We start from the raw sequence: 25,766 nt of genomic DNA, 5'->3' as shown, positions 1-25,766 counted from the left end.
AACAAGCAGCATTACCATTCCAACAATAACTGCCGTTCCAGTTGTGGATTCTGTAATGTCACATGCAGGCCAACTAACCGGACACCCCGGCCTTCTCTGCGAATTTCCCAGGCCTGTCTGGCAATCTGAAGCAGATCCTGCTTATCTAATAGGGGATAAACATGTTCCTGTGTCGTCAGTTGAAAATCATCAAATTTTAATTTAATGCCCTGACGAGCAATACGGAGATCAGGCTTGACCTTTCCCAACCGCTTTTCCAGTTCAGGGTAAAGTTGTTCAATCAATTCGGCACAATCACGCCAATCATGAATATCCTGCGCCAGTGTTTTTTCTACACCAACAGACTTACGTAAGCACTCAGGTTTGATTAAACGCTCATCAATACCATGGCAACGCTGCCAAAGTACTAAGCCAAATTTCCCCAATTTTTTTATTAACTCTAACTTGTCATAGCGTTGCACATCCACACAGGTTTCCAAACCCATATCTGATAATCGATTAGCAGTTACTTTTCCCACGCCGGGAATTTTGTGTAATGGTAACGATTTCACAAACTCTTCAACTTGTTCAGGAGCAATCACATACTGACCATTGGGTTTATTGATATCTGATGCAATTTTGGCCAGAAATTTAACGGGTGCAACACCTGCCGAAGCAGTTAGTTGCAACTCCTCAAAAATTACCTGACGAATCTCTTTAGCAATTAACGTAGCGGAGCCATGACAATATTGGCAATCCGTTACATCCAGATAAGCTTCATCCAAAGAAAGCGGTTCAATCAGTTCGGTATAACGGGAAAAAATCTGGCGGATATGTTGAGAAACGTCTTTATAGAATGCCATTCGTCCTGAAATCACTTTCAATTGAGGACAAAGTTTCAAAGCCATTGAGGTAGACATAGCGCTGTGTACGCCGAAACGGCGGGCAGGATAATTCGCTGTACTGATAACACCTCGCCTGTCAGCGCTGCCACCAACAGCAACAGGAATATCGCGAAGTGATGGATTATCCCGCATTTCAATAGCAGCAAAAAAACAGTCCATATCAATATGAATAATCTTGCGCACCTGATCTCTCCACGACAAAGAAACTGTATAAACATACAGATAAAAATCATAATGCGCTACTTTTTTTAACTATTTACCTTTGAATTAAGCATGATGCCAGGCAGTGTTCTGGTTATTAACCAGATAAACAAAGTGCTATGCAAGGCACATATTGCAGACCATTTCCGGTTTATGCTCCACTTGGGAAAATCAAAGTCTGTCCCGGAGCTTCACGGTTCAAATGAATAAAATTCAGATGTTTTTCATAGTGATCAAGAATGTCGCTGATTATCTGTTCTTTTGTGTAGCCCATTAAATCATTACCCTGAGTACCTTCCATCAGAAAGGTTTCCAACCGGAAGTAATAGGACTTACCCAGTCTTGCACGATAGGTAAATCCGGGCACGGAATAACGCTGCGGCCATATCTGATAAATAAAATTCTGTTCTTCCCCCAAATCAACAATCAGTTCAAGCGGGCTAAGGCGCTTATCTTCCTCCGAAGGCAGTGCGCTAAACTGCACTTTCGCACCGCGTAATTCCAGCTCTTTTGCAACTTCCTGCATCGCAGGACGACACACTATATCCAACATACGTTGGGTACTTTTCGTTCCCGGAAAATGCATCATACGGCTCAGGCGCTGCTTCCAGTTCAAAGAACCGTTGTCATGCACCAATGTCGGAGATGTATTCTGTAATGCACTGGCCTTACGGAAGTCCTCCACCCGCAACGATTTATACAACCCCGCCATAATAAAGAAGATCACAAAACTAAATGGTAAGCCCATAATTACCGTGGTGTTTTGTAACGCCGAGATACCATCCGTCATCAATATGCCCAACGTCAGCACACCAATTGCCACAGACCAGAATATTCGCAGCCAGTTTGGTGCGTCATTATTAATATCACTGAGGTTAGACGTAAAATTGCCTAAAACCAACGATCCCGAATCGGCCGATGTGACATAAAATAACAACCCGGTGATAGTGGCAACGGAAGCACTAAAAGTGAAAGCCGGATAAAGTGCCAGCAGGTTATAAAAACCTCGCTCTGGATGGATCAATACTGTTTCGGCTAACTGCCGATTACCGTGAAGAATTTCATATAACGCACTGTTACCAAAAATGGATAACCAAAGCAGCGTAAAAACAAATGGAATAACCAGAGTTCCCATTACGAACTGACGAATCGTTCGGCCACGGGAAATACGCGCGAGGAATAATCCAACAAACGGTGACCAGGCAACCCACCATGCCCAGAAAAACAGTGTCCAGTTATTCATCCATTCGGTCGGGCGTTCAAATGCGAAACTATTGAGTGTCATGCTCATAAAACGGCTGATGTAGTCACCAACATTCTGCACCAGTCCATTAAGCAAAAATTCTGTATCTCCCACAAACAGGATAAATAGAATCAACCCTAATGCCAGTAACACATTCAATTCGGACAAAAATCGAATGCCTTTGTTCACACCAGAGGTGACAGATACCGTTGCTACGATCACCGACAGCAGTATTAATCCTGCCTGAACACCCAAGCCCTGTGGCAACCCGAAAAGCACTTTTAAACCGTAATTTAGCTGCACCACACCAATTCCCAATGTCGTTGCGATACCGAAAATCGTCCCTATCACCGCAGCGATATCCACAGTATGACCGATAGGCCCTTTGATACGATTGCCAAAAATAGGATAGAGCGCTGAACGGATAGTTAATGGCAAGTTGTAACGATAACTGAAATAGCCCAGTGCAATCCCCATCAGAGCATACATCGACCAGCCCGTCAGGCCATAGTGGAACAATGTCCACACCATCGCCTGACGGGCTGCTTCAATCGTTTCTCCTTCCCCCGCAGGTGGACGCATATATTGTGTAACCGGTTCAGCTACTGAGAAAAACATCAAATCAATACCTATCCCGGCAGCAAACAACATTGCCGCCCAACTCAGCAAACTGAATTCGGGCTTAGACTGTTCCGGCCCTAGTTTGATAGAACCAAAACGGGAAGCTGCAACAAATATGACAAAGACAATATAAAGCGTTGCAGCAAGCAGATAGTACCAGCCAAATGTTTTAGATACCCAATTCAGCGTACTTTTTATCCAGATACTCGTTGCATCCGTAAAGAAAAACGTGAAAAGAGAAAAGACAATAATTAATACTGCTGAGATAAAAAAAACGACAGAGTTCAGTGTATCCTTCTGAGTGTTTTTTGGACTGTCTTGTGTGTTCATAGGCAGTTCCTGAAATTAATGAAAAGAAAAATGAAAAAGAATAATTCTAATAATTATATGAATAATAAATAAAAATTTAACTCATTCTCAATAATCCCAATTCCATTTTGTGAAAATATTGTAATAAAACATATTTAATTTTGATTGAACATTCAATTAAAAAAAAGTTTAATAGCGGCCGAATCATTGATTTTCTGAGCGTAAGGTCATGCCCAAAATTGGAATACAGTCGATAAGAAAACAACAACTCATTGATGCCACATTAGCGGTCATCAATGAAGTTGGAATGCAGGAAGCAAGTATTGCACAGATAGCCAGAAAAGCCGGGGTTTCTAACGGTATTATCAGTCACTATTTCAAAGATAAGAACAGATTACTTGAAGCAGCTATGCGGCATCTATTGCATCAACTCAAAATGGCTGTAGCACGACGGTTACGGCTACTCGACAATGCCACTCCGGCTCAAAGGCTAACAGCCATCGTTGAAGGAAATTTTGACACCAGTCAAATCAATGGTGCGGCCATGAAAACCTGGCTGGCTTTTTGGGCCAGCAGCATGCACCAGCCCAATTTGTACCGATTACAACAAGTAAACGAACGTCGCTTGTATTCTAATATTTGTGTTGAATTCAGAAGGGCTCTGCCCAAAAGAGAAGCACAACTGGCAGCACAAGGGCTGGCAGCTCTGATTGACGGTATCTGGCTGAGAAGTGCCTTAAGCAGCAAGCCCTTTGATATAGAAAGTGCCTTCACTGTCACCATCGATTATATCGAGCAGAAACTCAGATAACCTGTGTACCCTGAATTCTGACCTAAGGAGACTCTATGACCCGTTTTGGTTTACAGAAGCTTTATATACACGGTGCTTATGTTGATAGCGCCACCCCTGACAGAAACACTTTTGATGCAATCAATCCAGCCAATGGTGAAGTCATTGCTCAATTGCAGGCTGCAACTGAACAAGACGTTGAGCTGGCTGTGGAAAGTGCCCAAAAAGGACAGAAAATCTGGGCAGCAATGACTGCGGCAGAGCGTTCACGGATCTTACTTAAAGCGGCAGATATTCTCCGTGAGCGCAATGATGAATTGTCCGAACTCGAAACACTGGATACCGGCAAACCGCTTTCTGAGACTCAGATAATTGATATCCTTTCCGGTGCCGATGTTCTGGAATATTATGCCGGTCTGATCCCTGCGATTGAAGGTCAGCAAATTCCATTACGTGAATCCTCTTTCATCTATACACGCCGTGAACCACTAGGCGTCGTGGCAGGCATTGGTGCATGGAACTATCCAATCCAAATTGCATTGTGGAAATCAGCACCAGCGCTGGCGGCCGGTAATGCCATGATTTTCAAACCCAGTGAAGTGACTTCCCTCACCACCCTGAAGCTCGCTGAAATTTATACTGAAGCAGGTTTACCTGACGGAGTATTTAACGTCCTGACAGGCATGGGGCATGAAGTAGGCCACTATCTGGCTGTCCATCCGAAAATCGCTAAAATGTCCTTTACCGGCGGAATTGTTACCGGCAAGAAAGTGATGGCTGACGCATCCGGCTCAACACTGAAAGAAGTCACCATGGAACTGGGTGGTAAATCTCCGTTGATCATTTTCGATGATGCCAATCTGGATCGGGCTGCCGATATCGCCATGATGGCAAACTTTTTCAGCTCAGGTCAGGTCTGTACCAACGGTACACGCGTTTTTATCCCGAAGGCACTGGCTCCCCATTTTGAAAATAAAATCATGGAGCGTGTCAAACGGATCCGCATTGGCTCACCGCTTGATCCGAATACCAATTTTGGCCCATTGGTAAGCTTCCCGCATATGGAATCTGTCTTACACTACATAGAAAGCGGCAAAAATGCCGGTGCCCGTCTGCTATATGGTGGCAAACGCTTAATGGAAGGTGATCTGGCGAACGGGGCATTTGTTGCACCAACCGTATTTACCGACTGTACCGATGACATGCTGATTACCCAGGAAGAAATTTTCGGCCCGGTAATGTGTATTCTGACCTACGAAACAGAAGATGAGGTCATTGCTCGTGCTAATAACACAGATTACGGCCTTGCCGCAGGAGTCGTGACGAAAGATTTATCCCGTGCTCACCGTGTTATCCACCAATTAGAAGCCGGAATTTGCTGGATCAACACATGGGGAGAATCACCGGCAGTTATGCCAGTTGGTGGCTACAAACATTCCGGTGTCGGACGCGAAAATGGGCTGGTTACTCTACAACACTATACACAGATTAAATCAATACAGGTTGAACTAGGAAATTTCGCATCCCTATTTTAACCGACACGACTGAAACAGGAGAGATAACAATGGTATTTGACTACATTATTATCGGTGCTGGTTCAGCGGGTAATGTGCTTGCAACTCGTTTAACGGAAGATCCGAATGTTACTGTCCTGTTGCTGGAAGCAGGTGGGCCAGATTACCGATTCGACTTTCGTACTCAAATGCCAGCAGCGCTGGCATATCCCTTGCAGGGAACCCGTTACAACTGGGCGTATGAAACCGATCACGAACCCTACATGAATAACCGTCGCATGGAATGTGGACGGGGTAAGGGATTAGGGGGATCGTCATTGATCAATGGTATGTGCTATATCCGTGGCAATGCGATGGACTTTGATAATTGGGCAAAACAACCTGGTCTGGAAGACTGGACGTATCTCGATTGTCTGCCTTATTTCCGCAAAGCAGAATCACGGGATATTGGCCCGAATAATTATCATGGCGGAGATGGCCCTGTCAGCGTTACCACCCCCAAAGCAGGCAATAATGAGCTTTTTCATGCGATGGTAGAAGCGGGTATCCAGGCCGGCTATCCAAGTACTGACGACCTGAATGGCTACCAGCAAGAAGGTTTTGGCCCAATGGATCGTACTGTCACGCCCAGAGGCCGCCGCTCCAGCACTGCTCGCGGTTATCTGGATCAAACTACATCCAGATCTAACCTGACCATTATTACGCATGCACTGACAGACACCATCAAATTTGAGGGTAAAACTGCCGTTGGTGTCGATTTCTACCAAGGTAATAGTTCAGCCCTGGCACAGGCTACAGCACGCAAAGAAGTTTTGCTCTGTGCCGGAGCCATCGCTTCCCCGCAAATTTTGCAGCGTTCAGGCATTGGCCCTGAAGATGTATTGCAAGAATTTGGTATTCCTGCGATACATATTTTGCCCGGTGCAGGACAAAATCTTCAGGATCATCTTGAAATGTACCTGCAATATGAGTGCCTCAAACCTGTTTCTCTCTATCCTTCGGTGAAATGGTATAACCAACCGATGATTGGGGCTGAATGGTTATTGACAGGGACTGGTATTGGTGCCAGCAATCATTTTGAGGCCGGTGGTTTTATCCGCACCAGTGAAAAATTTGCCTGGCCCAATATTCAGTATCACTTCTTACCTGTTGCCATTAACTACAACGGCAGTAATGCAGTTAATGCACATGGCTTTCAGGCCCATGTTGGCTCAATGCGTTCCCCAAGCAGAGGCCGGGTGAAAATAAAATCACGTGATCCGCACCAGCACCCAAGTATCTTATTCAACTATATGTCTACAGAACAGGACTGGCAGGAATTCCGCGATGCCATTCGCATCACACGGGAAATCATGGCACAACCCGCACTTGCGCCTTATTGTGGTCGGGAAATAAGCCCCGGAGCTGATATCCAGACAGATGAGCAGTTGGATGCCTTTATTCGGGAGCGTGCCGAAACGGCTTTTCACCCATCCTGTAGTTGTAAGATGGGATTTGATGAAATGGCTGTTGTTGATGGTCAAGGACGAGTGCATGGTGTTGAAAACCTGCGTGTTATTGATGCATCTATTATGCCGGAAATTATTACCGGTAATTTGAATGCCACCACTATCATGATGGCAGAGAAAATTGCTGACAAGATCCGGGGACATGCTCCCCTGCCTCGCTGTCAGGTGAAATATTATGTTGCCAATGACGCTCCTGCGCGTCAATTGACGAACAAAAATTATCAATAACTCAGATTAATAAAAACGGAATAAATCATCAGTACGGGAAAATTGGAATATATTGCTAAAATTTGCATAGTCACTTTTCCCGTATTGATATTTCAAATAGTAATAATTACTGCCTGGTTTAAGAGCAGTTCACTTTCGTTTTTTTCGTGTTTGATTACGCTAAATCCAAAATCATAAAAATATGTTCTGCTCCATCTTCCAAATAAATCTCTCCACGGGCTTGATAACCGAGGCTTTCATAAAACGGTTTCGCATGATATTGAGAAGATAATCCGATGGCCGCAATATTATTTTTGCGACCATAATCTTCAATAAATTCCATAACTTTATGACCAATTCCCCGACCGCGATATTTCTTTAATACCGCAACACGACCGACTTTAAGCATATTATTGTCACTGGTGATTGCCCTTAAGACTGCGATTGGCTTTTCATCGTCATATGTCACTACATGCAGGGCAATATCATCATACCCATCGATATCAATATCAGCCGCAAACCCCTGTTCATCCGTAAATACCTGTCTGCGAATGTCAAATGCCTGCTGAATTAACTCGGGATTCTGTCTTCCTATACTGTATTTTATCTGCATTATTATGTCCTGAGTGTGATTTGCAAAGTAAACCCTAACCTACTTTTAAATAGATAAGTAAGTCAAGCCAGAGGAATAGAAAGCTATTCTTACGAATTATGAAAAAAATTATATGTAAAAAAATAAGGGCAATCATTTTCAGATCACCCTTCTAATACTAAAACCATCATACACAGATAAGATATCAAATTGATAAATTAACCTTCCTCTTTTTTACTATTATCACCTTTAAGGCTGTTGATTAAATCATCCGTTTTTTTATCGGTATCAGATTTTATTTCTTTCGACTTCGACTTTACTTCATCTGCAAACTGATTAATTTTATCCGTGGCCTGTTGTTGTATCTCCCCCGCTTTGGCTGTCATCTTATCCGCTGCATCATTTAGGGATTTTGTCACATTGCCCTTTATATCAGCCGTCTTGGAAGACGGCGTTTGACTTACCGCATCATGAGTAGAATGGTTTATATTACCCTGTTTTTCCTTGGATTTATCTACCGACTCACGCTTTCCACCCGTAGCATTGTCTTTCATGTCCTGTGATTTTTCTTTTTCATTATCCGTCACTTCTGAGTTTTTCTGCTCAGTATCCGTTTTCATTTGAGATGTATTATCTTCAGTTTGATGGGTTGAATCCTCCGCTTTTTTGGAAGCGTCATCACAGCCTGCAATAAATGCCACAATTCCTACCAAGAACAGCGTACTAAGAATCTTCTTCATTGACTAACCCCTTGAAATTACGGAAATGACCTTGCGAATGAGTGTCCTGGTTGTTATGCCACAACATCCCATAAGCACTTTGCAGCAAACTATGCCAATAAAATCATGCCAATAAAATCATATCGACAAAAACCATACAAATAAAAATAATTCTCATTTTTATTTGCCCGATTTGATTTCCTGGGTGACTTATAGCAATGCAATATTTAATACAGACACATTTCGGGAAATTTATGGCAAATAATAGTCAATATTTAGAAAAACGCCCAATTGCGATCCTTATCCGAAAAATTTTAAGCGGTACATTCTCAGGTACGCTGATGTTGGGTGCTATCTTTTCCAGCCAGGTTTTAGCAACTGAAAACCCCTCAGAACGGAAATCAGAAAAGAAAAATAAGGTAATACAACTATCGACTCTTTCGGTTACAGGAAGTACACGTAATAGTACCAGTGCGGGTAGTTCTGCACTCAAAAAGGAAGATATCGATCGGACTCAGGCGGATAATATTGCTCAATTGCTTGAGCAGCTTCCCGGCGTTTCAATGTCAGGTTCACCGCGCCCCGGTGGACAAACATTAAATATCTGGGGAATGGGAGAATCAGAAGATGTCAAAATCACACTGGATGATGCGCCAAAAGGATTCGAAAAATATCGTCAGGGTTCTATTTTTATTGAACCTGAATTAATCAAACGTATTGATGTGGATAAAGGGCCACACAACTTATTGAATGGCAACGGTGGATTTGGTGGCTCTGTCAAAGTTGTGACAAAAGATGCCAGTGATTTACTACGCCCTGATGAGGATTGGGGTGGCTTTATTAAACAAAGTTACCACACCAATGACAGACAATGGATCAACAGCATTGCATTATACGGCAGAGATCCCAACGGCTATGCTGATGGATTGCTATATGTCAGCAAACGCGATGGTCATAATATCAAGCGTCCTGATGGTACACGTTTTGAATTTTCACAAAACAACCAAACATCTTATTTATTGAAAACCAACTTTTATCCCAGTGATACACATACGGTGAGCTTGTCCGCTATGCGCTCTGAATCGGATGGCTGGCAACCCTGGGCAGCTAAACGGGATAAAATGAAAGTTCCATCTGATGCTGAAGTCAAACAATATGGCTGGGATGGTGCCTGGAAAAGAAAACTGGTCTTCCGTGATCAAATCGATCAAAACTATTCCGCCAAATGGAATATCGCACCGGAAGACAATCCATGGATAAATTTAACACTCACCTATGCTTATTCCAAAACCAAGCAAAACGATAGTCGCCCTGAGAATGCTTCATCCTCATCCTCTTTCAGTGGGTTAATGGGTAATAAAAGCTGGGCTGATTACACAGACAATTTGGTTGACGCCAATAATAATAGCGTGTTCTCAACAGGTATAATCGAACATGAATTAATAGCGGGAGCCCGTTGGCATAAGAATCAACGCAACGTGTTAATGTTCGATAAGGGTAATAAAAATAAAGCTGAGTATAATTACGGCTATTACCAACCTTACTATATGCCAGCTGGTGATCAATACACTTACAGCGTATATATGCAGGATTCCTTGAAACTTGGGAACATCACAGTTACACCAGGAGTTCGCTATGATCATGTTAAAAATAGTGGGGAAGAAAATAAGGCACCTCGCTTTAACAACAAATCACCTGAAGTCAATCATGACTATAACAGTGTGACTTATACTGGCTGGACACCTCATTTGGGCATAATGTGGAAAGCCAGTAAAAATCTTTCATTATTTGGAGATATCAGCCGCACATGGAGAGCCCCACTGGTAGATGAACAGTATGAAGTTCAGTCAGCAATAACCAGTCTTCCTGGCTCCAGCCGTAATCTTAAGGTTGAAAGAATGACAGGGATACGACTTGGTGCCATTCTCGATTACGATAATCTGATGTTTGAAAATGACAGCCTACAAATCCGTACGACCTTATTCCGTAATCGTGGTAAAGATGAAATCTTCAAAAGACGTGGGATTTATTGCACAGCACACATAAAAAGTGGTTCGAGTGACTCATGTGAAAAACCATTAGCAAATTATCGCAATCTACCAAGTTATACTATAGAAGGCCTGGAAATAGAGACCTTCTATGACAGCAACAATCTGTTTGGAAAATTCTCTTTCTCCACTATACGTGGCCAGCGTGATGCATCCATGCGCGATCCGTGGATAGGACATAAAACCTGGATTGCTGAAATTCCGCCAAGATCTGCACATGCTATGCTGGGGTTCAAAATTCCACAGTGGCAGATGGTGATGGGCTGGAAAGGTGATTTTGTCCGTAAGCAAGACCGTTCACCTGTCGATGGCGATCCAAAAGTATGGCATTGGTCACTGCCAAAAAGCAAAGGCTATGCCCTGCACGGACTGTTTGCAAGCTGGCGCCCGCCTCTTATGAAAGGCTTTGAAGCCCGGATCACTGTAGATAACCTGTTCAACCGTGATTACTATCCATACTTAGGAGAAGACGTTTCTGGTATTGGTCGCAATTACAAACTCAGTATTTCACAGCAATTCTGACTGACACTTAACCATTCAACTGATAATCCCCTTAAAAATTAAGAGGATTATCACTACAAGTCCCGTTGACTTTCATTAAATAAAAATAATAATCATTATCATTTTCAATCTAACTCATCAGGCAATACTACATGGCTGTGCAAAAAAGCACATTCGGGCACAATGAAATAGCCCTGCAACTCTACTGCGAACACCACAAATGGTTATGTAACTGGATCAAACAAAATTGTGTTTATTCACACCATGCAGAAGATCTCACCCATGATATTTTCATCAAATTGATCCAATCTTCAGATCTTGCTGATGTTCGTCATCCCAGAGCTTTTTTGATGACAATTGCCCGCAGGACTATCGCTAATTACTACCGCCGGAAAAAACTTGAAGATAATTATCTGGAGTATGTCAGTACAGTACCGAAAAACACGTCATCCCCATCAGAATACCGGCTTTTGTTGTTAGAACAATTAGAAAAGATAAACAAAACTCTTAATGAACTGCCGGAAAAAGTCAGACAGGCATTCCTGCTAACACGGCTACAAGGAATGCGCTATAAAGATGTGGCAGCAGATCTGGATGTTTCAACCAGCTCGGTAAAAAGCTACTTACAACTTGCTCACAGGAAGTGTCATCCTTTTAATATCCCGTAAGAAGCAGATAAAAACCCGCTGTTTTGTCTCACAGCGGGCTATCCTTAAGACGCTATTTTTTTAACTGGTGACTGTTTTTTCACAAGAAGAACATCATCAAAGAATGCGGTTTTTCTCCAGTTGCGCATAACGGGCGGCTTCTCTTGCCATACGTTTTTTACGCGCATCACAAGGTTCGGGACAATCACAGACTTTTTCAACACCAATGCTCCCTAAACCTCCACAGCTTCCCTGAATACTTTTGCGCTTAAAGATATAGCCCAATGCCATCCCCGCAAAAGCCAGCAGGAAAAAGATAAAGGCTGCGATAAAAACTTCCATAACCTTTTCCTCTTATTTTTTCTGTTGTAACTTATTTATTTTATTGAAAATACTGCTTAAAGGCCGGGCTGTAATGTTCTTCAAAACCCTCTTTAGTTTTGACTATCATAAAGACCGGAATGTTCAGTTTTTCAGCTAATTCCATTCCCTTAACTGGCCCTAACACATCTATACCAGTAGAAAAACCATCTGCACTCATACAGGTCGGTGCAATAACTGTAATCGAAACCAGATTATGCCTGATTGGGTTACCTGTTTTGGGATCAATGGTGTGAGAATAACGCACACCATTCTGTTCAAAATAGTTGCGGTAATCACCCGATGTCGCGACAGCCATCTCACCCGGTTCAATAATTTCCTGAGCACTTTGCGTCATTCCACTATCGGATGGCTTTTCAATCGCAATTCGCCACGCAGTACCCTTACCGTTGTTACCTGATGTGCGAACTTCACCGCCAATATCAACCATGTAATCCCTGATATTCTGGGAAGCCAGATATTCCGCGACCACATCAACGCCGTAGCCTTTAGCAATCGAGGAAAGATCAACATATAATTCAGGAATGGATTTAATCAGATTATTACCTTCAACAGATAATTTATCGATCCCAATCCACGCACGACGTGTTGCCAATTCTTCATCTGTTGGCGCTTTAGTCACTCGTCCTTCTGGCCCAAATCCCCACAGATTTACTAATGGCCCAACGGTCACATCTAAAGCACCATCCGTCAATTGATTAATACGGATAGCTTCCTTAACCACTTTCGCTGTAGCTGCGGATACCGGAAAAGGTTTATTCACTTCACGACTTTGATTAAAACGACTCAATTCAGAATTTGGCCGGTAAGTGGACATCTGGTCGTTTACTTCTTCCAATAAACGATCAATTTCTTTTTGCAGTTTTTCCGGGGAAGGTCCTGACAAATCAGCGATATACTTGATGGAGTAATACGTTCCCATCGTTTGCCCACTCAGGTTCTGTTGTTCTGGGCCACCACATGCTGATAACAGCACGGTCATCAGCATCAATACACCCCAGTTAATAATTTTTTTACTCAACATAACTTACTCTTTCTGAATCGTCAGCGCCCACTAAATGTGGGCGCTTATCGTTAAAGCCTGTCGTTAAATCAAAGTGTTACCGTCATTATCTGATTAAAATCATCAGCCGCCGAAATCATCCAGCATGATGTTTTCATCTTCTACACCAAGGTCTTTCAGCATCTTAATGACCGCAGCGTTCATGACCGGAGGCCCACACATGTAGAATTCACAATCTTCTGGTGCCGGGTGGTCTTTCAGATAATTTTCATACAGGACATTGTGAATAAAACCTGTATAACCATCCCAGTTATCTTCCGGCAAGGCATCAGACAGCGCAACATGCCAGGTGAAGTTTTCATTTTCTGCCGCCAGTTGGTCGAAATCTTCGGTATAGAACATTTCACGCCTGGAGCGGGCACCATACCAGAAAGAGATCTTACGCTTGGTACTCAGACGATTGAGCTGATCGAAAATGTGGGAACGCATTGGTGCCATACCTGCACCACCACCGATGAATACCATTTCAGCATCAGTATCCTTCGCGAAGAATTCACCGAATGGGCCGGAAATTGTCACTTTATCACCGGCTTTTAATGACCAGATGTAAGAAGACATGATACCCGGTGTCACATCAGGGTTTCTTGGCGGAGGTGTGGCAATACGTACGTTCAGCATAATGATGCCATGCTCTTCCGGATAGTTTGCCATTGAGTATGCACGAACTGTCGGCTCATTGACTTCAGAAACATAGCGGAACAAATTAAATTTATCCCAATCTTCACGATATTCCTGCGGTACATCAAAATCAGCATAACGGGCAATATGTGGAGGACATTCAATCTGAATGTAACCACCTGCACGGAATGGTACAACTTCCCCATCAGGTATTTTCAGTTTTAATTCCTTAATGAAAGTCGCTTTGTTATCGTTAGAGATAACTTCACATTCCCATTTCTTAACACCGAAGATCTCTTCCGGCAGTTCAATTTTCAGATCTTGCTTAACATTAACCTGGCATGCCAGACGGCAGCCTTCTTTCGCTTCACGCTTGTTAATGTGAGACAGCTCTGTAGGCAGGATGTCACCACCGCCTTCTCTGATCTTCACACGGCACTGACCACAAGAGCCACCGCCGCCACAAGCTGAAGAAACGAAAATGCCCTGATTGGCAAGCATACCCAACAACTTGTCACCAGCGGGAGCTGTAAAACTTTTCTCCTCATCGCCGTTGACTTCAACTTTAATATCCCCGGTGTTCACTAACTTCGATTTTGCGAACAAAATCATTGCCGTCAGCGCCAACACAATCAGGGTAAACATTACTACGCCTAGAATGATTATATCCATGAATTATTCTCTCCTTTAGAGCTGCACGCCGGAGAAGGACATAAAGCCCAATGCCATCAATCCGGTGGTAATAAAGGTGATCCCCAGTCCTTTCAAACCTGCCGGAACATCCGCATATTTCATTTTTTCACGAATAGCAGCCATCAGAACAATTGCCAGCATCCAGCCCATACCTGAACCGAATCCATATACGATGGATTCGCCAAAGTTATAGTCACGCTGTGCCATGAAAGAAACACCACCGAAAATCGCACAGTTCACCGTAATCAACGGCAGGAAAATCCCCAGCGCGTTGTAAAGTGCAGGAACGTAACGATCAAGGATCATTTCCAGAATCTGCACCAGTGCAGCGATCACACCAATAAAGGTAATGAAGTTCAGGAAACTCAGATCAACCCCATCAATCAGGGCTCCATCACGGAGTACCAGATTGTAAACAAGGTTATTGGCAGGAACAGAAATTCCCAAAACAACCGTTACAGCAACGCCCAGACCAAAAGCAGTTTTGACGTTTTTAGACACCGCCAGAAAAGTACACATACCGAGAAAGAAGGATAACGCCATATTCTCGATAAAGACGGCACGGACAAATAAACTGATATAATGTTCCATGTTGTCTGTTACTCCTTATCAACCTGCTCAGGTTTAAGAGTCCGCAGACCCCAAATCAGCATACCAATGATGAAGAATGCACTTGGTGCCAGCAGGAACAGACCGTTAGGCTGATACCAACCCCCATTTTTGATGGATTCCATCACAGTAATACCCAACAGTTTTCCTGAGCCAATCAGCTCACGCAAAAAGCCCACCAGTAACAGGATGACACCATAGCCTAAACCATTACCGATACCATCCATGAAACTCTCTACTGGAGGAGATTTCATGGCATAGGCTTCTGCACGTCCCATTACGATACAGTTAGTGATGATAAGGCCGACAAACACAGATAACTGTTTCGAGATTTCATAGGCATATGCCCGCAAAATCTGATCTACCACAATAACCAACGAGGCAATAATCGCCATCTGTACAATGATCCGCACACTGCCCGGAATGTAATTACGAATCAACGAAATGAAAAAGTTAGAAAATGCTGTTACCAGTGTCACAGCAAGCGTCATCACCAATGCAGTTTCCAGTTTGGTTGTTACAGCCAATGCTGAACACACACCCAAAACCTGTAATGCAATTGGGTTATTATCAAACAGCGGCCCAAGAAGGACGCGTTTTATCTCTTTACTATCAGCCATCTTTCAAGGCTCCCTCGCGTACTTTTTTCAGGAACGGGCCAAAGCCATTATCACCCAACCAGAAATCAAACATATGCTGAACACCATTGGAAGTCAGAGTCGCGCCAGACAAACCATCCACACCATAAGGATTATTACCCGCGCCACCACGAACGATTTTGAGCGCCGGAGCACCTTCCGGGTTATAAAGTTTTTTGCCAACCCATTGCTTACGCCATTGCGGGTTATCAACTTCACCACCCAATCCCGGTGTTTCGCCGTGAGAGTAGTACGTAATACCGCGAGATGTTACGCCATCCACATCAATGGAAATAAAGGCATACATCATTGACCACAGGCCTGAGCCATATATCGGTAATACCAACTCAGTAGTTTTGCCATGTTCATCTTTAACCAGATAGATTTCTGCCATATCAGCACGACGACGGATTTTCGCCAGATCCTGTTCTGGAGATAAAGCTATGCTGGTTTCATTACTGCGCAGGGCATTATTCAGATCAAAATTGCCATCACTTTTTTCGAATGTTGCTGTTTTCAAATCAAGCAATCTTGGCTGAATACGGCTGTTATAAGTGGCTTTGATTTCTGCTGTTGTCATGTCTGGTTTCAGCAAACCAGCAACATCCAGAATATTACGCTGTTTATCCAACAGTTTTTGTTCTTGTTGCTGTGCTTTCAAACCTACGGCTGAACCCGCAACGACAATTGAGCATACCAGGCACAGCACAAAAACAACAAGAAACGTTCTGCCGATGCTGTCATTATTTTTTGGTTTATCATTAGCCACGGGCTTTTCTCCGCTTAATATTGGCCTGTACGACCAGATAATCGAACAGTGGCGCGAACAGGTTAGCGAACAGAATCGCCAACATCATCCCTTCTGGGTAAGCAGGGTTTACGACACGGATCAGGATACACATCACCCCAATCAGAATGCCGTATGCCCATTTTCCTTTATCCGTAAATGCAGCAGATACTGGATCTGTTGCCATAAAGATCATACCGAAAGCAAAGCCACCCAGAACCATATGCCAATACCATGGCATGGCGAACATTGGGTTAGTCTCTGAACCAATCGCATTAAACAGGTAGGACATTGCAATCATGCCGATCATGACACCTGCAACGATACGCCACGAAGCAATACGGGCAAACAGAATGATGGCACCACCGATGAAAATCATCAGAGTAGAAACTTCACCAATTGAGCCGGGGATATTACCAAGGAATGCATCCATCCATGTAACAGGCTGGCCTGTGATGGTGTTCATCAGAGCATGCTGGCCCGCATTCGCCCATTGAGACAGAGGAGTTGCCCCGGAAAAACCGTCAGCCGCAGTCCAGACCAAATCACCTGAAATTTGGGCAGGATAAGCAAAAAACAAGAAAGCACGCCCCGCCAGAGCCGGGTTAAGGAAGTTACGACCTGTACCACCAAAGATTTCTTTTGCAACTACGACACCAAAAGTAATCCCCAGTGCCGCCTGCCACAATGGCAGTGTTGGCGGAACAATCAGTGCGAACAGAATAGAGCTGACAAAGAAGCCTTCGTTGATTTCATGTTTGCGGATAATGGCAAATAAGATTTCCCAAAAGCCACCAACCACAAAAACGACAGCATAAATTGGCAGAAAATAGGTTGCCCCTAGCAGCATTTTACTGCCCCACCCTGCATCCGGTGTCAGTGATGCGCCAAGATACTGGGCCAATATATAATGCCAGTCAGAAGTCAGAACCTGTTGTAATGCCTCTCCACTGTATAGATGAGTCAATGCAGGTATCGCCTGATTCCCTACATTATACATTCCCCAGAACATGGCCGGAAAAACTGACATCCATACCAGAATCATCATACGCTTGAGATCGATGGCATCACGGACGTGGGCGGTTCCCTTTGTCACTGTTCCCGGAGTGTAAAAGACGGTGCTTACTGCCTCATAGAGAGGATAATACTTTTCCAGCTTGCCACCGGCCTCAAAGTGGTGTTCTACTTTCTCAAATAAATTTTTCAGGCCCATGAATTACCCTTCCTGCTCAATCTTAGTCAGCACTTCACGCAGTACCGGACCATACTCATATTTACCTGGGCAAACATAAGTACACAGTGCCAAATCTTCTTCATCCAACTCCAGACAACCCAGTGCCTGAGCGCTGTCAGTGTCTCCCGCCAGCAAGTCACGAAGCAGATGAGTAGCCATAATGTCCAACGGCATCACCCGCTCATAGTTGCCGATTGGCACCATAGAGCGCTCTCCGCCATTTGTCGTGGTTGAAAAAGCAAAACGTTTCTTTTTCAGGAAGTGACCGATGGTAGTACGGGTAATGGAGAATTTATTAACTCCCGGAGCAATCCAGCCAAACAGTTCTTTTTCACGCCCTTCAGCCAGAACAGAGACCAAAGTGTGGAAACGTCCCAGATAATGATGAACGTCATCTGATTTCATACCACAAAGTACAGAACCGGAAATGATACGGTTCTCACCTTCTTTCAACTGACCTTGCGTCAACTCCAGCAAATCAGCACCCAGACAGGAACGAACCAGACGTGGTGATTTAACCTGCGGCCCTGCCAGAGAGATTACGCGATCAGTATACAGTTCACCGGTTGTGAATAACTTACCGATAGCGATAACATCCTGATATCCCAAGTGCCATACTGTTTTTTGGGCGCTGACTGGTTCAATGAAATGAATATGTGTTCCAACCAGCCCTGCCGGATGTGGACCGACAAATTGGTTGTAAGTAATTTGAGAGTTGTTCCCTGCATTTGGAATATTTCCAGCGCCATGGCAGACGTGGATTTTTCCTTCTGTCAGTTTTGACAGAATATTCAGCCCATCAACAAAGGCCTCTTCCTGTGCCGCAATAACGACAGATGGATCAGCAGCCAGTGGCTGTGTATCTATTGCCGTGACAAAGATTGCCTTTGGTGTGGAACCGGGGACAGGTGAACGACTGAAAGGACGTGTACGCAATGCCGCCCACAGCCCTGATGCGAGCAGGTTTTTTTCTACCTGTTCACGAGTCAGACCAGCAAGTTCAGCACGATCATAACGATCAAATGTGATTTGTTCATCACCACTAATTTCAATCACAACAGATTGCAGTACACGACGCTCTCCGCGTCCAATGGTAACAATTTTCCCACTTGCGGGACTGGTAAAAACTACCCCTGGATTCTTTTTATCTTCAAAAAGAATTTGCCCTTTTTTAACATGCTCACCTTCCTTAACCAGCATAGAAGGACGCATTCCAACATATTCCTCGCCCAATAAGGCGACATGGCGAATCGTCGGACCATCTTCTATAACTTGGGCAGGCGCTCCTGCTATCGGGAGGTCGAGTCCTTTTTTAATTTTAATCATAAGATTTGCACAAGTTTATCAGTTAAATCATATGCTACAGATCATCCTGCGGAATTCCCCTGGGATAATGCAGCGACTTCAGTAATAAAAAAACACGTTGAGCGGCATATGTCTCAAATCATTCATGCCGATAATCGTTACAATATTTTCTTAAGTTTCGCCGACAACAATTCTAACATTTCCCCCAAATACTGTCTGACTAATCAAGTGATTTAGCTCAAGCAAATAAAAATAATTTCTCTGCTGAACTGTTAACTGCTCGATAAAGCCGAGCCTAAGCCTCATTTTTCCCGACAAAGGAGTGCTTTTTGCGCAATCGATTATTTTATGGGAGCCAAATATTGCGGTTATATTTACTCAGCATATTGCCATGACCTGATAACCTTAAACTCAGTATTTCATTAATTTATTAACTTTTAGGTAGCGATGTTATGAAAGAAAAATTTATTTATTTCTCACTCATCTTACTTCTTACCAATATGCCAATTTTTACTCTGGCTAAAGGCGCATTATTAAGGAATAATTCATTAAGTGAACACTCTCCATTAAAACAGCTCGGCTCTGAGATCTTCATTCAAATATTCAAAGAAGAAAAAGTTCTTGAACTCTACACCAAAAACAGCACCGGGCATTATCAACTAACCCGACAATATCCTGTTTGCAATTACTCCGGTGGTCTTGGCCCCAAGACATTGACCGGTGATTTCAAAAGCCCGGAAGGTTTTTACCACATCAACCTTAAACAGTTAAAGCCGGATAGCAGCTATTACCGGGCCATTAATTTGGGCTTTCCTAACGAATTTGATAAATACCGAGGTTATTCTGGTAAGAATTTAATGATCCATGGTGAATGTAAATCCATTGGCTGCTATGCCATGACTAATCGTTATATGGATGAGATATATCGATATGTGGAAAGGGCACTTCATCATGGACAACGTGAAATCAAGATTAATATTTACCCTTTCAGGATGACGCCATCAAATATGAGACGCCATCACAATAATGCTAATTACCCATTTTGGGAACAGTTACAACCTGCCTATGAATATTTTGTCAAAAACGGCACACCCGCTACTGTCAATGTTATCAGAGGGCAATATATTGTTAGCGTGGCACCTCCACCTGTTCGGCAAAATCAATCAGAGCATGCGTTCACCGAGGTGAAATAAAGCATAGCTTCCCGGCTCAATTTTATTCCAGGCTTCGTTATGTGTTAAAGGCTGAGTTGCGATCACTGATACCACATCATCAGGATGGGTATGTTGCTGAAAATCAATTTCAATATCCTGATCGAGCAATGTTGCCTTACCGAAAGGTGACCGACGGGTAATCCAATGCAATTGTGTCGAACAATAGGCCATCATAAATTTCCCGTCAGATAACAGCATATTGAACACCCCTTTTTCCCTGAGTTCATCTGCCAATGATGCAATAAAACGGAACACCGCAGACCAGTTAGCAGGCCGCTTCGGATATCTGATTGATAATTGGTACAATATCCAACAAAATGCCCGCTCACTGTCAGTTTCACCAACCGGACGATAATTTCCCGTTTTCAGATTACGGTATCCTTTCAATTGACCATTATGAGCGTAAGTCCAGTGTCTGCCCCACAATTCACGTGTAAATGGATGGGTATTGACCAGAGATACATTGCCACGGTTGGCCTGACGGATATGGGCAATAATGGCCTCTGATTTGATCGGATAACCCTGAATAAAGCGGGCAACAGGTGAATGATAACAGGGTTGATGATCTTTGAAAGTTCGGTAGCCCAGCCCTTCATAGAAAGTAATTCCCCAACCGTCCCTGTGAGGGCCGGTATTCCCGCCACGTTGGATCAGACCACTCAAACTGAAAACGATATCCGTTGGTACATTGGCATTCATGCCAAGTAATTCACACATTGCCTACCTCTAACCTGCACCTGACAATCTGTAATCAGACTCTTACCATTTCTTTTTCAATCAACTGAATCAAAATATGGATCACTTTGATATGAATTTCCTGGATGCGATCTGCATAACCAAAATGCGGCACACGAATTTCAACATCTGCGGTTCCTGCCATTTTGCCGCCATCTTTGCCAGTCAGCGTAATGACTTTCATTCCTTTTGTGCGGGCAGCTTCAATTGCCTTAATAATATTACCGGAATTGCCCGAAGTCGAAATTCCGAGCAAGACATCCCCCTTCTGACCAACGGCCTCAATATAACGGGAAAACACATAATCATAGCCAAAGTCATTGCTAACACAGGATAAATGGCTAGGATCAGAAATAGCGATACCAGGATATCCCGGACGATTTTCGCGATAACGGCCTGTCAACTCTTCCGCAAAATGCATAGCATCACAGTGTGAACCTCCATTACCACACGAAAGCACTTTTCCTCCTGCCTTAAATGAATCAGCCAACAAAACGGCCGCTTTTTGAATGGCCTCAATATTTGTATTATCGTTGAGGAAATTAGCCAGCGTCTCTGCGGCTTCGGATAACTCACTGCGGATCAGATCTTGATACATGGGACTCATACTCCTGAAAGGAAAGGTCTGCGAGATTAATAATAACAGTTACCCAGTGTAACGGATTCCACCCCCTGAAAGAAGATACCATCACATGGCTAAGAAATTCCCCCACCAAAAACTTCAATGACTTTGTGAGCCACATTGTAATTAAGATGTAAAAATATTGATAATTGTCTCTTTCTCATCTAAAAGAGAAGGACATCACAACAGGTCAGACCTCTGACGACTCAACCTGAGATTTACAGGAGTTTTACTATGACCGTCCTCAGCATTATTTTGTTTTTAGTCTTGATTGGAGGGCTTTGTTACCGCAAAGTCAGCCTGACTGCCAGCAGCTTACTGCTTATTGCCTATACATTCATCATGGGGGTTACGGGCCTTTGGAGCTATTGGTTGCTGTTACCACTCGCTATTATCCTGTTCCCTCTTGTCTTCACTCCAACTCGTATCTCTCTATTCTCTGCGCCTGGTTTGAAAGCATTCCGCAAGGTTATGCCAAGTATGTCCAGTACAGAGAAAGAAGCGATTGATGCTGGTACAACATGGTGGGAAGGTGATCTGTTCCGCGGTAACCCTGACTGGAATAAATTACATAACTATCCAAAACCACAGTTAACCGCTGAAGAACAAGCATTCATCAATGGCCCCGTGGAAGAAGCCTGCCGTATGGCAAATGATTTCCAAATCAGCCATGAATTAGCTGATTTACCTCCAGAGCTGTGGGTCTATCTGAAAGAACACCGTTTCTTTGCCATGATCATCAAAAAAGAATACGGCGGTCTGGAATTCTCAGCTTACGCTCAATCACAAGTTCTGCAAAAACTGGCAGGTGTCTCCGGTATTCTGGCGATAACTGTTGGTGTACCTAACTCATTGGGACCCGGAGAACTGTTGCAACACTACGGTACAGATGAGCAGAAAAAACGTTATCTTCCCGGCCTCGCCCGTGGTGAGGAGATCCCTTGTTTTGCTTTGACCAGCCCGGAAGCGGGTTCAGATGCAGGGGCAATTCCTGATACTGGTGTCGTCTGTATGGGCGAATGGCAAGGCGAACAAGTACTCGGTATGCGCCTGAACTGGAACAAGCGTTATATTACTCTTGCTCCTATCGCAACTGTATTGGGCCTGGCATTCAAACTGTATGACCCGGATCACTTATTGGGTGAGACTGAATCACTGGGTATAACCTGTGCCCTGATCCCAACAAATACCCCAGGTGTTGAAATCGGTCATCGTCATTTCCCTCTGAATATTCCATTCCAGAATGGTCCAACCCGCGGTAAAGATATTTTCGTTCCCATCGATTACATCATTGGTGGAACCAAAATGGCAGGACAAGGCTGGCGTATGCTGGTTGAGTGTCTGTCTGTTGGTCGTGGTATTACCCTGCCATCCAATGCAACCGGCGGCTTGAAAAGCGCAGCTATGGCTATCGGTGCTTACTCTTATATTCGCCGTCAATTCAAACTGCCTATCGGCAAAATGGAAGGTATTGAAGAGCCACTGGCCCGCATCGCGGGTAACTCTTACCTGATGGATGCTGCGGCAACAATGATCACAAGCGGCATTATGCTGGGCGAAAAACCTGCCGTTCTGTCTGCTATCGTGAAATATCACTGTACCCACAGAGGACAGCGTTCCATTATTGATGCGATGGATATTGCTGGTGGTAAAGGTATCTGTCTCGGTCCATCCAACTTCCTGGCTCGTGGTTATCAAGGTGCACCTATCGCTATTACCGTAGAAGGTGCGAACATTCTGACCCGTAGCATGATTATCTTTGGTCAAGGTGCAATCCGCTGCCATCCTTATGTCCTGGCTGAAATAGCCGCAGCAGAAGACAATGATGTCAAAGCGTTTGATAAAGCATTGTTCGGTCACTTAGGACACGTTGCCAGTAATACATTGCGCAGCCTGTGGCTAGGTATTACCAATGGCAGGACCAGCAATGCCCCAGTCAATGATGCAACGCGCCGTTACTATCAGCACATCAATCGACTGAGTGCAAACCTTGCCTTAATGTCTGATGTTTCCATGGGGATATTGGGCGGCAGTTTGAAACGTCGTGAACGCATCTCTGCCCGTTTAGGAGATATTCTGAGTCAACTTTTCCTGGCAACAGCGACCTTAAAACGTTACGAAGATGAAGGTCGCCAGAAAGAAGATTTACCACTGGTTCAATGGGCTGTAGAGGATGCCTTGTATCAGGCAGAACAAGCCCTGAGCGATTTGCTACGTAACTTCCCAAATCGTCTGGTTGCCGGTTTAATGCGAGTTATCATCTTCCCGTTAGGTCGCTCACATATTGCACCATCCGATAAATTGGATCACAAACTGGCACAGATACTACAAACACCATCCGCAACTCGTGACCGGATTGGGCGTGGGCAATACCTGACACCAAGTGAGCATAATCCTCATGGATTATTGGAAGAAGCACTGCATGACATTATTGCCGCAGAACCTGTTCACGCTCGTCTGAGCCGTGAAGCAGGTAAAAACCTGAGTTTCACACGTCTGGATCAGTTGGCTGAAAAAGCATTAGCGGATAATAAGATCACTAAGGAAGAAGCTGATATCCTGAAACGTGCAGAAGTCAGCAGACTGCGTTCAATCAATGTTGATGAATTCGAAGCAGATGCATTTGCTGTCCCCGATGCAACAAAAAAGTCTAAAAATCAGCAACAGACTGAAGCAGCCTGATGCTGGAATGGTACAGATAATAATAAGTAATGAAAAAAATATGGGGGCTTTATGCCCCCATATTTTTACGTTTCTTCCAGTGACAACAATTCTTGTATTGTCTGCCGACGTCGAATTAAACGAGGTTCACCATCAACCAACAATACTTCAGGGATCAGAGGCCGACTATTATAATTTGAGGACATAGATGCACCGTAAGCACCGGTATCATGGAAAATCAGATAATCCCCGACATAAACATCAGGCAACATACGGGGAATAACCTCCCCCCCTTCCAACTGAGTAAAGACATCTCCCGATTCACATAATGGCCCTGCCACCAACGTTTCCTGTAAGTTTGCCCTCTCACTGCTCTCACTTTCACTCTTTTGCTTATTTCCAGATAACACAGAAATATGGTGATAACTGCCATACATTGCTGGCCGCATCAAGTCATTGAAACCTGCATCTGCCAGCACATAATGGCGACTTCCCATAGACTTTACCGCCCGTACTTCTGCCATCAAAATCCCGGCTTCAGCAACCAAAAAACGGCCGGGTTCAATTTCCAGCTCAATCTGATGCCCCAAATGCTGCTCAATACGTTGGCGTGCTTCATGCCATAAACTGTAATAATGGTCAGTATCTACAACTTCTTCACCAATTTTATAGGGGATGGATAACCCTCCTCCTGCTGAAATGGCCTGAATATCCACCCCGCACAATACAACCTGTTCCACCATAGCATCACAGACATTAGCAAGATGTTGGTAATCAACCCCTGAACCAATATGCATATGCAAACCCACTAAGTTCAGTTTATATTGGCGAACTTTCTCAACAGCTAAAGGCAAATCCTGAAACCAGATCCCATGTTTACTATTTTCACCCCCGGTATTGGTTTTCTGGCTATGACCATGACCGAATCCCGGATTGATGCGCAGCCAAACCGGATGGCCTGACTGACGCTGACCAATCTGCTCCAGCATATCGATAGAGCCTGTATTAACGGGTATATCTAACTCAATTACACGATCCAACGTCTCTTCATTAATCAAATCAGCAGTGAATACGATTTCTGATTTATCTCGTCCTGGCTGAAATCCGGCATGAAGCGCACGTTCAATTTCTCCTAATGACACAGAATCCACTTTAACACCTTGTTTTCTCATCAGACGCAGAATATGAGTATTGGAACAGGCTTTCTGTGCAAAACGAATAACATCAAACTGTTTTAACTGTTCGATTTGCTTGATAATGATAGCGCTGTCATAGATCCACAATGGTGTTCCATAAACAGCGGGCAGGCTAAAGAGGTTCTCTGGTGTAAAATTATTACCTAAAGAAACGGTAAGAGTTAGTTTTGTCATTGGAGTTTTCTCATAAGTCAGCAAATGCTTCATTATTGACACCAATAAGACA

The 25,766-nt window shown here is 43.9% G+C and carries 22 protein-coding genes; 7 read left to right on the top strand and 15 right to left on the bottom strand.

Annotation, left to right across the window (positions count from 1 at the left end; translation table 11 throughout):
- Positions 1-11 precede the first annotated feature (11 nt).
- Both dinB and BDD26_RS05875 read right to left on the bottom strand, forming a co-directional pair.
- Positions 12-1,067, bottom strand: coding sequence for a DNA polymerase IV (gene dinB, locus BDD26_RS05880; RefSeq protein WP_115825828.1), 1,056 nt, complete (start codon positions 1,065-1,067; stop codon positions 12-14).
- 169 nt (positions 1,068-1,236) lie between these two features.
- Positions 1,237-3,279: a choline transporter gene (locus BDD26_RS05875; protein ID WP_115825827.1), complete on the bottom strand. Its 2,043-nt coding sequence runs from the start codon at positions 3,277-3,279 to the stop codon at positions 1,237-1,239.
- 208 nt (positions 3,280-3,487) lie between these two features.
- Here BDD26_RS05875 and betI point away from each other — a divergent pair, with 208 nt between their 5' ends.
- Genes betI through betA form a run of 3 tightly spaced genes read left to right on the top strand, consistent with a single transcriptional unit; the run spans position 3,488 to position 7,298 of the window.
- Entirely contained in the window at positions 3,488-4,069 is a 582-nt protein-coding gene (gene betI / locus BDD26_RS05870; RefSeq protein WP_038263238.1) for a transcriptional regulator BetI, read from the top strand.
- Between the two features lie 35 nt (positions 4,070-4,104).
- Positions 4,105-5,583 (top strand): betaine-aldehyde dehydrogenase, encoded by a 1,479-nt coding sequence (gene betB, locus BDD26_RS05865; protein WP_115825826.1) that lies wholly within the window; start codon positions 4,105-4,107, stop codon positions 5,581-5,583.
- Positions 5,584-5,612: 29 nt separating this feature from the next.
- A complete protein-coding gene (gene betA / locus BDD26_RS05860) occupies positions 5,613-7,298 on the top strand; it encodes a choline dehydrogenase (RefSeq protein ID WP_115825825.1) in 1,686 nt (561 codons plus the stop codon).
- A 154-nt stretch (positions 7,299-7,452) separates the two neighbouring features.
- Here the strand turns inward: betA and BDD26_RS05855 are convergent, their stop codons facing one another.
- Together BDD26_RS05855 and BDD26_RS05850 are read right to left on the bottom strand one after the other, a co-directional pair.
- Positions 7,453-7,890, bottom strand: coding sequence for a GNAT family N-acetyltransferase (locus BDD26_RS05855; protein WP_038263245.1), 438 nt, complete (start codon positions 7,888-7,890; stop codon positions 7,453-7,455).
- 197 nt (positions 7,891-8,087) lie between these two features.
- The gene (locus BDD26_RS05850; RefSeq protein WP_115825824.1) at positions 8,088-8,609 is read right to left on the bottom strand and encodes a YtxH domain-containing protein; all 522 of its coding nucleotides are present in this window, start codon (positions 8,607-8,609) and stop codon (positions 8,088-8,090) included.
- Between the two features lie 233 nt (positions 8,610-8,842).
- Between BDD26_RS05850 and BDD26_RS05845 the strand changes: the two genes are divergently transcribed.
- Positions 8,843-11,158, top strand: coding sequence for a TonB-dependent hemoglobin/transferrin/lactoferrin family receptor (locus BDD26_RS05845; protein ID WP_244922671.1), 2,316 nt, complete (start codon positions 8,843-8,845; stop codon positions 11,156-11,158).
- Between the two features lie 131 nt (positions 11,159-11,289).
- Positions 11,290-11,805, top strand: a complete 516-nt coding sequence (locus tag BDD26_RS05840) for a sigma-70 family RNA polymerase sigma factor (protein ID WP_038263250.1) — start codon at positions 11,290-11,292, stop codon at positions 11,803-11,805.
- Positions 11,806-11,901: 96 nt separating this feature from the next.
- Here the strand turns inward: BDD26_RS05840 and nqrM are convergent, their stop codons facing one another.
- The 8 genes from nqrM to BDD26_RS05800 form a co-directional block, all read right to left on the bottom strand.
- Positions 11,902-12,126, bottom strand: a complete 225-nt coding sequence (gene nqrM, locus BDD26_RS05835; RefSeq protein WP_038263252.1) for a (Na+)-NQR maturation NqrM — start codon at positions 12,124-12,126, stop codon at positions 11,902-11,904.
- A 40-nt stretch (positions 12,127-12,166) separates the two neighbouring features.
- Entirely contained in the window at positions 12,167-13,189 is a 1,023-nt protein-coding gene (locus BDD26_RS05830) for an FAD:protein FMN transferase (RefSeq protein WP_115825822.1), read from the bottom strand.
- 102 nt (positions 13,190-13,291) lie between these two features.
- A complete protein-coding gene (nqrF, locus tag BDD26_RS05825; RefSeq protein WP_115825821.1) occupies positions 13,292-14,518 on the bottom strand; it encodes an NADH:ubiquinone reductase (Na(+)-transporting) subunit F in 1,227 nt (408 codons plus the stop codon).
- A 15-nt stretch (positions 14,519-14,533) separates the two neighbouring features.
- A complete protein-coding gene (gene nqrE / locus BDD26_RS05820) occupies positions 14,534-15,130 on the bottom strand; it encodes an NADH:ubiquinone reductase (Na(+)-transporting) subunit E (RefSeq protein WP_038263259.1) in 597 nt (198 codons plus the stop codon).
- 8 nt (positions 15,131-15,138) lie between these two features.
- A complete protein-coding gene (locus tag BDD26_RS05815) occupies positions 15,139-15,768 on the bottom strand; it encodes an NADH:ubiquinone reductase (Na(+)-transporting) subunit D (protein ID WP_038263262.1) in 630 nt (209 codons plus the stop codon).
- Positions 15,761-16,555 carry a Na(+)-translocating NADH-quinone reductase subunit C gene (locus BDD26_RS05810; RefSeq protein WP_115825820.1) on the bottom strand — a complete coding sequence of 265 codons (795 nt, stop codon included), beginning with the start codon at positions 16,553-16,555 and terminating at the stop codon, positions 15,761-15,763. The genes BDD26_RS05815 and BDD26_RS05810 overlap by 8 nt, the downstream gene beginning before the upstream one ends.
- On the bottom strand, positions 16,548-17,786 hold the full coding sequence (locus tag BDD26_RS05805) for an NADH:ubiquinone reductase (Na(+)-transporting) subunit B (RefSeq protein WP_115825819.1): 1,239 nt from the start codon (positions 17,784-17,786) through the stop codon (positions 16,548-16,550). Before BDD26_RS05805 ends, BDD26_RS05810 begins: the two co-directional genes overlap by 8 nt.
- A 3-nt stretch (positions 17,787-17,789) precedes the next feature.
- Positions 17,790-19,133: a Na(+)-translocating NADH-quinone reductase subunit A gene (locus BDD26_RS05800; RefSeq protein ID WP_115825818.1), complete on the bottom strand. Its 1,344-nt coding sequence runs from the start codon at positions 19,131-19,133 to the stop codon at positions 17,790-17,792.
- A gap of 431 nt (positions 19,134-19,564) precedes the next feature.
- Between BDD26_RS05800 and BDD26_RS05795 the strand changes: the two genes are divergently transcribed.
- A complete protein-coding gene (locus tag BDD26_RS05795; protein WP_170140379.1) occupies positions 19,565-20,305 on the top strand; it encodes a L,D-transpeptidase family protein in 741 nt (246 codons plus the stop codon).
- Here BDD26_RS05795 and BDD26_RS05790 read toward each other — a convergent pair.
- Positions 20,276-21,043 carry a class II glutamine amidotransferase gene (locus BDD26_RS05790; protein WP_038263278.1) on the bottom strand — a complete coding sequence of 256 codons (768 nt, stop codon included), beginning with the start codon at positions 21,041-21,043 and terminating at the stop codon, positions 20,276-20,278. The genes BDD26_RS05795 and BDD26_RS05790 overlap by 30 nt on opposite strands.
- 34 nt (positions 21,044-21,077) lie before the next feature.
- Positions 21,078-21,659 carry a D-sedoheptulose 7-phosphate isomerase gene (lpcA, locus tag BDD26_RS05785; protein ID WP_038263280.1) on the bottom strand — a complete coding sequence of 194 codons (582 nt, stop codon included), beginning with the start codon at positions 21,657-21,659 and terminating at the stop codon, positions 21,078-21,080.
- A gap of 258 nt (positions 21,660-21,917) precedes the next feature.
- On the opposite strand from lpcA, the gene fadE reads away from it, so the two are divergent.
- Positions 21,918-24,365, top strand: coding sequence for an acyl-CoA dehydrogenase FadE (gene fadE / locus BDD26_RS05780; protein WP_038263281.1), 2,448 nt, complete (start codon positions 21,918-21,920; stop codon positions 24,363-24,365).
- 65 nt (positions 24,366-24,430) lie between these two features.
- Here fadE and lysA read toward each other — a convergent pair whose 3' ends face one another.
- Positions 24,431-25,714, bottom strand: coding sequence for a diaminopimelate decarboxylase (gene lysA, locus BDD26_RS05775; protein WP_244922670.1), 1,284 nt, complete (start codon positions 25,712-25,714; stop codon positions 24,431-24,433).
- Between the last annotated feature and the right edge of the window lie 52 nt (positions 25,715-25,766).

The sequence above is a fragment of the Xenorhabdus cabanillasii genome (assembly GCF_003386665.1).
Classification (GTDB): Bacteria; Pseudomonadota; Gammaproteobacteria; order Enterobacterales; family Enterobacteriaceae; genus Xenorhabdus; species Xenorhabdus cabanillasii.
The sequence above is the reverse complement of the archived record's forward strand: the minus strand, read 5'-3'. Positions and strand labels throughout refer to the sequence as shown.

Bases quoted from the DNA above. Each gene is read 5' to 3' on its own strand.
- nqrE (WP_038263259.1), bottom strand. From the start codon at position 15,130: ATGGAACATTATATCAGTTTATTTGTCCGTGCCGTCTTTATCGAGAAT.
- betI (WP_038263238.1), top strand. From the start codon at position 3,488: ATGCCCAAAATTGGAATACAGTCGATAAGAAAACAACAACTCATTGAT.
- BDD26_RS05800 (WP_115825818.1), bottom strand. From the start codon at position 19,133: ATGATTAAAATTAAAAAAGGACTCGACCTCCCGATAGCAGGAGCGCCT.
- BDD26_RS05850 (WP_115825824.1), bottom strand. From the start codon at position 8,609: ATGAAGAAGATTCTTAGTACGCTGTTCTTGGTAGGAATTGTGGCATTT.
- fadE (WP_038263281.1), top strand. From the start codon at position 21,918: ATGACCGTCCTCAGCATTATTTTGTTTTTAGTCTTGATTGGAGGGCTT.
- betA (WP_115825825.1), top strand. From the start codon at position 5,613: ATGGTATTTGACTACATTATTATCGGTGCTGGTTCAGCGGGTAATGTG.
- betB (WP_115825826.1), top strand. From the start codon at position 4,105: ATGACCCGTTTTGGTTTACAGAAGCTTTATATACACGGTGCTTATGTT.
- BDD26_RS05875 (WP_115825827.1), bottom strand. From the start codon at position 3,279: ATGAACACACAAGACAGTCCAAAAAACACTCAGAAGGATACACTGAAC.
- lpcA (WP_038263280.1), bottom strand. From the start codon at position 21,659: ATGTATCAAGATCTGATCCGCAGTGAGTTATCCGAAGCCGCAGAGACG.
- BDD26_RS05830 (WP_115825822.1), bottom strand. From the start codon at position 13,189: ATGTTGAGTAAAAAAATTATTAACTGGGGTGTATTGATGCTGATGACC.
- BDD26_RS05845 (WP_244922671.1), top strand. From the start codon at position 8,843: ATGGCAAATAATAGTCAATATTTAGAAAAACGCCCAATTGCGATCCTT.
- lysA (WP_244922670.1), bottom strand. From the start codon at position 25,714: ATGACAAAACTAACTCTTACCGTTTCTTTAGGTAATAATTTTACACCA.
- BDD26_RS05840 (WP_038263250.1), top strand. From the start codon at position 11,290: ATGGCTGTGCAAAAAAGCACATTCGGGCACAATGAAATAGCCCTGCAA.
- BDD26_RS05815 (WP_038263262.1), bottom strand. From the start codon at position 15,768: ATGGCTGATAGTAAAGAGATAAAACGCGTCCTTCTTGGGCCGCTGTTT.
- BDD26_RS05805 (WP_115825819.1), bottom strand. From the start codon at position 17,786: ATGGGCCTGAAAAATTTATTTGAGAAAGTAGAACACCACTTTGAGGCC.
- BDD26_RS05855 (WP_038263245.1), bottom strand. From the start codon at position 7,890: ATGCAGATAAAATACAGTATAGGAAGACAGAATCCCGAGTTAATTCAG.
- BDD26_RS05795 (WP_170140379.1), top strand. From the start codon at position 19,565: ATGAAAGAAAAATTTATTTATTTCTCACTCATCTTACTTCTTACCAAT.
- nqrM (WP_038263252.1), bottom strand. From the start codon at position 12,126: ATGGAAGTTTTTATCGCAGCCTTTATCTTTTTCCTGCTGGCTTTTGCG.
- BDD26_RS05790 (WP_038263278.1), bottom strand. From the start codon at position 21,043: ATGTGTGAATTACTTGGCATGAATGCCAATGTACCAACGGATATCGTT.
- nqrF (WP_115825821.1), bottom strand. From the start codon at position 14,518: ATGGATATAATCATTCTAGGCGTAGTAATGTTTACCCTGATTGTGTTG.